The organism is Limnohabitans sp., from assembly GCF_017848645.1.
Classification (GTDB): Bacteria; Pseudomonadota; Gammaproteobacteria; order Burkholderiales; family Burkholderiaceae_C; genus Limnohabitans_A.
In genome coordinates, this window is record NZ_JAFEIF010000038.1 from 1 (window position 1) to 5,208 (window position 5,208).

Genomic DNA, 5,208 nt, shown 5'->3' on the forward strand with positions numbered 1-5,208 from the left:
CGCCCACCCAATCCCAAAAACCGAAGGTGGTGGTGATGCCCATCTCGGCTGCAGCGGCCACATGGGTGGTGAGCGCCACAAAGTGTCGCGACACATCGCTGCCGCCTTGCACTTTGAACCAGGCCAGCGCCGAGCGGGCATTGGTCATGGTCTCGATGGTGGTGAAGGTTTTGGATGCAATGAGGAACAGCGTGTTCTCGGCCTTCAAGCCCCTGAGCACCGCCGCCAGTTCATGCCCGTCCACATTCGACACAAAGTGAAAGCGCTTGCCCGGGATCACAAAATCTTGCAGCGCCAACACCGCCATCTGCGGGCCCAGGTCCGAGCCGCCAATGCCGATGTTCACCACGTCGGTGATCTGCGCATCGGCGCGGATCTGCTCGGCATAGTGCAGCATAGGCTTCAAGGTGTCATGCACTTGCTGCAAGGGCGCGGCCAGCTCACCGAGCAGCGAGCCCTCGGGCTGGCGCAGCAGCCAATGCATCACGGCGCGGCCCTCGGTGTTGTTGATGGGCTCGCCCCGGAACATGGCGTCGCGGTGCGCCGCCAGGCCGGTTTGGCGGGCCAACTCGATCAACAAGGCTTCGGTCGCGGCGTCGGTGTGGTTTTTGGACAAATCGGCCAAGACATGGGGGGCCTGCTGACTCAGCGCTTGAACCCGCTGAACATCTTGCGCAAAAGCGGTGCGCAAATCAAAACTCTTGAAGTTGTCCGCATGCGCCTGCAAGGCTGTCCATGCGGGTGTCTGGTCACAACGCATCTCAGCCCTTTTGCATCAGCACTTCGAGCTTGACCGCATCGGCGCAAAAAGCACGGATGCCCTCGGCCAGCTTTTCGGTGGCCATGGCGTCTTCGTTCAGGGCCAGTCGGAAAGAGGCTTCGTCGTAACGCACAGCAGGCAAGTCCATGGCCTGCGCGGCTGCAGCGTCCAATGCTGGGCTCAGCGGGGCTTCGGTCGCGGCCAGCTGCGCCAGCAGCTCGGGGCTGATGGTCAACAAATCGCAACCGGCCAGCGCCGTGATCTGGCCGATGTTGCGAAATGACGCGCCCATCACCTCGGTGGCAATGCCGTGCTTTTTGTAGTGGTTGAAGATGGCCCGCACCGACTGCACACCGGGGTCGTTCGCGCCCGACATGGCCGCTTCGTCCCAGGCGGTGCCTGCGGACTTCTTGTACCAGTCGTAAATGCGGCCGACAAAGGGCGAGATCAATTGCACCTTGGCTTGACCACACGCCACCGCCTGGCAAAACGCGAACAGCAGCGTCAGGTTGCAGCGAATACCTTCGCGCTCCAGCTCGGCTGCGGCCTGGATGCCTTCCCAAGTCGAGGCGATCTTGATCAGCACACGCTCGCGGGGAATGCCTTGCGCCTCGTACAGCGCCATGATGCGGCGCGCGCGTGCCACGGTGGCGGCGGTGTCAAAGCTCAAACGGGCATCGACCTCGGTCGACACGCGGCCGGGAATGGTCTTCAAAATCTCGCAGCCAAAACGCACCAACAGGTGGTCCATCACCACGTCCAGCGGCTGGCCCCTGTGGGCGGCCACAGCTTCGGCCAGCAGGGGCGCGTATTCGGGCTTTTGCACCGCCTTCAAGATCAAGGACGGGTTGGTCGTTGCGTCCTGCGGCTGAAACTGGGCCAGTTGATTGAAGTCGCCGGTATCGGCCACCACGGTGGTGAATTGTTTGAGGGCGTCGAGTTGGTTCATGGGGGCTTTTCAAAACAGGCTTGAATTATCAGTGAAACAAAGTTACATTACAAATCAATTTTTCATGTAACTCAAGAACAACATGGCTTTTGATCTGGTTTTCTTCGGCGGCACAGGCGATCTGGTCTGGCGCAAACTCATGCCGGCCTTGTTCCAGGCGTTCCGACACGACACCTTGCCGGAAGGCGGCCGCATCATCGGCGTGGGCCGTGACGACATGACCGACGCGCAATACCGCCAGCAAATCCAGTCGCGCTTCGAGCAGGTCGAGGGCGACAAACGCCCCAATCCCGAAGAGTTCGCCCGCTTTGCGGCCATGCTGTGCTACGTGCGCATGGACCTGTCGAAACCCGAGTCCTACGCCGCCCTGTCGGCCCGCCTGGCCGAGCGCGAAACCGACAACGTGGTCATGTATTTGTCCACCGCCCCCAGCCTGTTCACCACCGTGTGCGAACAACTCGCCGCCAACGGTCTGAACACGCCCAGAACCCGCATCGTGCTGGAAAAACCACTGGGTCACGACCTGGCCTCCAACCGTGCCATCAACCACGCGGTGGGGCTGGCCTTCAAAGAGCAGCAGATCTTCCGCATCGACCACTACCTGGGCAAACCTGCAGTGCAAAACCTGTTTGCCATGCGCTTTGGCAACGCCCTGTTCGAGCCCCTGTGGCGGCGCGAGCACATCGCCAACATCCAGATCACCATGGCCGAAGAGCTGGGCGTAGAAAAGCGCGGTGGCTTTTACGAAACCACGGGTGCCCTGCGCGACATGGTGCAAAACCACGCCCTGCAACTGCTGTGCGCCATCGCCATGGAGCCGCCCATCAACGCGCACGCCGACGCCATCCGTGACGAAAAACTCAAAGTGCTGCGCGCCCTCAAACGCTGGACGCCCGAGACCCTGAGCCAACACGTCATTCGAGGGCAATACAACGCCGGCAATGTGTTCGGTCAGTCTGTGCCGGGCTACCGCGACGAAACGGGCGTCAGTGCCCAAAGCAGCACCGAAACCTTTGTGGCGCTGCGCACCGAAATCGCCAACTGGCGCTGGGCAGGCGTGCCCTTTTACATCCGCACCGGCAAACGCATGGCCGCGCGCGAAGCGCACATCGAGATCAACTTCCGCCCCACACCGCACGAAATTTTCAAAAGCCCCATGGGCCACGCCAACAAACTGGTGATCCACCTGCAGCCCAAAGACGGGCTGGAGCTGCACCTTTTTGCACAAGGCCAGAGCAAACGCGGCGAGGGCAGCGGTGGTGCCACCCTGAGCCCGGTGCACCTGGACCTGGACTTTGACAAACGCTTTGGCAGCCAACGCGTGGGCGCTTACGAGCGCTTGCTGCTCGATGTGCTCGATGGCCGCCTGAACCTGTTCGTGCGCAGCGACGAACAAGAGGAAGCCTGGCGTTGGGTCGAGCCCATCTTGCAACACTGGAAAAACGACCCCACTGGCCCACGCCCCTACACCGCAGGCACCTGGGGACCCAGTGCATCCAGCGCCATGATCGCCCGCGACGGCTTTTGCTGGTCCGAAGAAATCTGACAAGAAAGACCCCCATGCTCGACCGAATCAAAGCCTCTTTGCCGTCCCTGGCCCCGGCCGAGCAACGCGTGGGCAAGCTGGTGCTGGCCGACCCGCGTGCTTTTGCCAAGCTGCCCGTGACCGAGTTGGCCGACCGCGCCCATGTGAGCAAACCCACCGTGGTGCGCTTTTGCCGCAGCGTGGGTTATGACGGCCTGTCCGACTTCAAACTCAAGCTGGCCGGCAGCGTGAGCGAAGGCGTGCCCTTCATCCACCGCAGTGTGGACGCGGACGACAAGACCAGCGACATCGCGGTCAAGGTGATCGACAACACCGTGGCGGCGTTTTTGAAGTACCGCAACGACGCGAGCTCATTCGCTTTGGAGCACGCCGCCCAGGCCCTGGCGGCCACACAGAAGACCAACCGCCGCATCGAGTTTTATGGCGTAGGCAACTCCGGCATCGTGGCGCAAGACGCGCAGCACAAATTTTTTCGACTGGGTGTGAACGCCATCGCCTACAGCGACGGCCACATGCAGGTCATGAGCGCCTCCATGCTGCGCCCCGGCGACTGCGCTGTGGTCATCTCCAACTCCGGCCGCACACGCGACCTGATGGACGCCTGCGACATTGCCAAGAAACAAGGCGCCACAACAATAGTCATCACCGCCAGCGGCTCGCCCCTGGCCAGCGCCGGGCACATCCACCTCACGGCCGACCACCCCGAGGGTTACGACAAATACAGCCCCATGGTCTCGCGCCTGCTGCACCTGCTCATCATCGACATCCTGGCCACCACCGTGGCCCTGCGCATCGGCGAAGAACTCCAACCCGTGCTGCGCGACATGAAGAAAAACCTGAGCAGCAAGCGTTACACCTGAGCCATCAGGCGCCTTGGCGCGACATCAGCTGGTGGGCCAACTCATCCGAATCAGCGTCCCCCGCCCTTTGTCCAGCGGGCTGGTCACCCCCAGCACCGCCCCATGTTGGCTGGCGATTTCCTTCACGATGGCCAGGCCCAGGCCGCTGCCGCTCACGCCCGAAGGTGCGGCGCGGTAAAAGCGCTCGAACACATGGGCCTGGTGCTCGGGGGCGATGCCGGGGCCGTCGTCTTCCACTTCCAGCCAAGTCGCCCCGACACGCACCGTGATGTGTGTCCCCACAGGGCCGTGGTGAATGGCGTTGTCGATCAAGTTGCTCAAGGCCTCGTGCAGCAACAGGTCCACGCCCTGCACCTCGCATTGCGCCACCAACGCCTCCAGCCCCAGGTCATCGCCCAGCTGGTGGGCACGCATCAGGTGCTCTTGCGTCACGCGCCGCGCCAGCGCCACCAGGTCCACGGCATGCGGGCTGTGCATCTCGCGGGCATGCTCGACCCGCGTCATGGCCAGCAGCTGCTCGGTCAGGCGCACCGCGTCGTCGGTGGTTTGCCGAGCCGCAGACAACAGCGCCTGCGCCTGCTCGGGTTCTGCATTGCGCTGGGCCAGCGCCAGCTGTGTTTTGAGGGCCGTGAGCGGCGTGCGCAGCTGGTGCGCGGCGTTGTCCAGAAAGCGTTTGCGGATGTCGATCAAGCGCCCCAGTCGGTCCAGGTAGCTGTTGAGGGTCTCGATCAAGGGTCGCAATTCGCGCGGCAAGTCCGGCGGCTGAATGGGCGAAAAATCATCGTCGGCCTTGCTGGCCAATTGTTGGCGAAAGGCCTCCAGCGGCCGAATGCCGCGCTGCACCCCCCAGACCACCAAACCCGCAGCCGCCAACAGCAACAAACCCTGGCTGCCCAAGGTGTCCCACAAAATGCGCTGAATCAGTTGCTGCCGCGCCTCCATGGTTTCGGCCACGGTGATCTTGATCAGCGGATCGCTCAGACCCGCGTCCTCCATGACGTGTGTGAGCTGCGCCAGGCGAACGGGTTGGTTCAGATACACCCCGTCGTCAAACTGCACCAGTGCAAAGTACTTCACGGCCGATTGCGTGCGC

4 protein-coding genes and 1 pseudogene are annotated in these 5,208 nt (G+C 62.6%); 2 read left to right on the plus strand and 3 right to left on the minus strand.

What is annotated here, in order from left to right; genetic code table 11:
* A pseudogene (locus QZ190_RS08635) lies at positions 1 to 760 on the minus strand (glucose-6-phosphate isomerase); the annotation flags it as partial.
* Position 761: 1 nt separating this feature from the next.
* Entirely contained in the window at positions 762 to 1,709 is a 948-nt protein-coding gene (gene tal / locus QZ190_RS08640) for a transaldolase (protein WP_291915364.1), read from the minus strand.
* Positions 1,710 to 1,791: 82 nt separating this feature from the next.
* Here tal and zwf point away from each other — a divergent pair, with 82 nt between their 5' ends.
* Together zwf and QZ190_RS08650 are read left to right on the plus strand one after the other, a co-directional pair.
* On the plus strand, positions 1,792 to 3,255 hold the full coding sequence (zwf, locus tag QZ190_RS08645) for a glucose-6-phosphate dehydrogenase (RefSeq protein ID WP_291915365.1): 1,464 nt from the start codon (positions 1,792 to 1,794) through the stop codon (positions 3,253 to 3,255).
* Positions 3,256 to 3,269: 14 nt separating this feature from the next.
* Positions 3,270 to 4,115, plus strand: a complete 846-nt coding sequence (locus QZ190_RS08650; RefSeq protein ID WP_291915366.1) for a MurR/RpiR family transcriptional regulator — start codon at positions 3,270 to 3,272, stop codon at positions 4,113 to 4,115.
* A gap of 24 nt (positions 4,116 to 4,139) precedes the next feature.
* Here QZ190_RS08650 and QZ190_RS08655 read toward each other — a convergent pair.
* Positions 4,140 to 5,208 (minus strand): cell wall metabolism sensor histidine kinase WalK (locus QZ190_RS08655; RefSeq protein ID WP_291915367.1); only part of this gene is annotated, 1,069 nt, incomplete at its 5' end.

What these genes read in the sequence shown, in the direction of transcription:
- tal (WP_291915364.1), bottom strand. Translation starts at nt 1,709, where the DNA reads ATGAACCAACTCGACGCCCTCAAACAATTCACCACCGTGGTGGCCGAT.
- zwf (WP_291915365.1), top strand. Translation starts at nt 1,792, where the DNA reads ATGGCTTTTGATCTGGTTTTCTTCGGCGGCACAGGCGATCTGGTCTGG.
- QZ190_RS08650 (WP_291915366.1), top strand. Translation starts at nt 3,270, where the DNA reads ATGCTCGACCGAATCAAAGCCTCTTTGCCGTCCCTGGCCCCGGCCGAG.